General features: G+C 69.8%; 1 protein-coding gene. It reads right to left on the bottom strand.

Annotation, left to right across the window (positions count from 1 at the left end; genetic code table 11):
* The coding region (locus tag QZ483_RS13475) for a sensor histidine kinase (protein ID WP_297084881.1) at positions 1–2,603 on the bottom strand (2,603 nt) is incomplete at both ends.

The following is a 2,603-nucleotide window of genomic DNA, read 5'->3' as shown; positions in this document are numbered from 1 at the left end:
AGCCGACCGGGCAGTAGCACCGGCTCGGCCGGGGTGGCGACCGAGACCCGCGACGACGCGTACCCGTTGACCACCGACCGCAGGTCGACCGGCCCGGCGACGAGCGCCGCCGGCGGGTCGGCAGGCCAGCAGCGGTGGCGCCGTCAGTGAGGTCCTCCGGACGGGCCTCCTCGCCTGCGGGAGCCTCCGCCGCATCGGCTGCGATCAGCGCATCGATCGACTGCTCGCCCGTCGCGCTCGGCATCGGGATCGACTCGTCCTCCACGGCGGGCGAGGCCTGCTCTGCGCCGCGGCCCATGAGCAGGCTGCCGCCATCCTCGATGACTGTGGGCGCGTACGCCTCGCCGCGCGGCGTCACCGGCTGGGCGACGTCGGCGATGTCATCGCTGGCGGTGTGCTCGACGAGCGCCGTGGGAGCGTGCATCGCGTCATCGGCCGCAGTCGTGGAGACATGGCCGTGGTGCACCTCCTCCGCGGCGAAGAGCGAGCGCGGCATGGTGATGCGTGCCGTCGTCCCCTTGCCCTCCGCAGAGGCCAGCTCGACTCGCGCACCCACACGGCGCGCGATTCGACCGACCACGAACAGGCCCAGGCGCTGCGCGCCGAGGATCTCCGACGCGGCGGTCGAGGCCACGCGGTCGTTGGCGTCCGCCAGCTCCTTCTCGGTCATGCCGATGCCGGAGTCCTCGATCTCCACGACATAGTCGCCGTCCACGTGCGAGGTGCGCACGACCACCGGCGATCCCGGGTCGGAGAAGACGGTCGCGTTCTCGAGCAGCTCCGCGAACAGGTGCGCCGCGGTCAGCGCCGAGTGGCCGAGCATCGACGGGTCGGCGTCGAGCTCCAGCTGGACGCGCTCGTACAGCTCGATCTCCGAGGACGCGGTACGGACCACGTCGGACAGCGGCATCGGGCTACGGAGGCGGCGGCCGGTGTCGATTCCCGCGAGCACCAGGAGCGACTCCGAGTTACGACGCATCCGGGTCGCCAGGTGGTCCAGAGCGAACAGGTTGGTCAGCGTCTCCGGGTTGTCCTCGCTGCGCTCCATCTCATCGATGGACTTCAGCTGGCGGTTGAGCAGCACCTGGTCGCGGCGCGCGACGTTGACGAACATCTCGGAGATCGAGCCACGCAGGGCGGCCTGCTCGGCCGCGATCGACAGGGTCGCCGCGTTGACGCCGTTGAACGCCTCCGCGAGCGTGCCGATCTCGTCCTGCGACTCCACGTCGATCTGCACCTCGGTGACATCGACGGTCTCGCCCGGCATCGCGACGCGCTCCACGAGTCGCGGGAGCTCCTGGCGCACGGCGGTAGCCGTCGTGGTTAGGCGTCGCAGCGGGTTGACGATGCGGCGGGCGATCACGAGCGCGATGATGACGGTCAGGGCCACGACGACGATGGCGACGACGATCGTGAGGATCGTCTGGAAGAGCGCTGCCTGGGCATCGGCCGCCACCGCGTCCTCGACGCCATCCCACAGCGCCTCGCGCAAGGGCTCATACGCCGCGACTTCCTCGTCAACCTGAGTCGCCCACTCCGACGTGCGCTCGGCGACAAGGTCGACGTCGCTGCCACGCAGGATGGAGGCTCGAACGGACTCGAACGAGGTCTGGTCAAGCGCCGAGTCGAAGCTCACGGAGGCGCCGTAGTCGGGGACCTCGGCCGCGCCAGGGATCGACGCGGACGATGCCTGCGCATTCTCGAGGCTGATGTCGGTACGCGCGACGAGGTTGCGCGCCTGCGTGTCCTCTCCGACCTCGAAGGCTCCGGCGCGGATGAGGCGCTCGAACTGGACCTTCTCGTACTCCAGGTTCTCGATCAGGGTGTCGAGGTCACCATAGGCCTGGAGCCCTGCCACCACGGCACGTTCCGGAATCGCGACCGCGACGCCATCCGCCGCTCCCGCGATGGTGGTGAGGATGGTGCGATAGAAGCCCGAGTAGGTGGAGACGTTGCCGACGCCGGCGCGAATGCCCGCGCGGATCTCCGCAAGGCTGCCGATGGCCTGCTCTCCCTGCGCCAGGGCGGCGACCGCCTGGGCATTCGCCTCGTTGCCTTCGAGCGTCGCCGTCGAACCGAGCATCGCGGCGATCGAGGCGTCGACGCCTGCCGCAGAGTCCTCCATCGCGTCCACGTACTCCAGAGGCGCCGTGAACAGCGTCGTCGCGGTCTCGGACTCGTAGCCGATCCGGAAGTCCAGGTTCGCGAACGATCCGCCGGTGTCAGCCGGCGCGTTCGCGCGAACTGATCCCAGAGCCTCGCGGGCTGCGGCATAGCCGTCCTGCATCGCGACAACGTCCTCGGACGTCGGGAACTGGGCCCATCCGCCCTCTTCGGCGGGTGCGCCAAGCGCGAGTGCGCGCTCGTCGACGAACAACGCGTCATCGGGCCCGGCCACACCCAGTGCGTCGTACACGTCCGACACGAGGCCGTTGGGGTCCGCAGCGCCCGAGGATCGGATGTCCGCCACGAGCTCTTCGAGGGCCACCTCCGTCTCGGCTTGACCCACGGCCAGCTTCGACGACGAGTCCTGGATGATGTCCACGTAGGCGACCGAGGCATACCTTTCGTCCTGCAGGGCGGACTCCACAGCACGCGCGGTG

It is taken from the genome of uncultured Demequina sp., assembly GCF_913055775.1.
GTDB lineage: Bacteria > Actinomycetota > Actinomycetes > Actinomycetales > Demequinaceae > Demequina.
The sequence above is the reverse complement of the archived record's forward strand: the minus strand, read 5'-3'. Positions and strand labels throughout refer to the sequence as shown.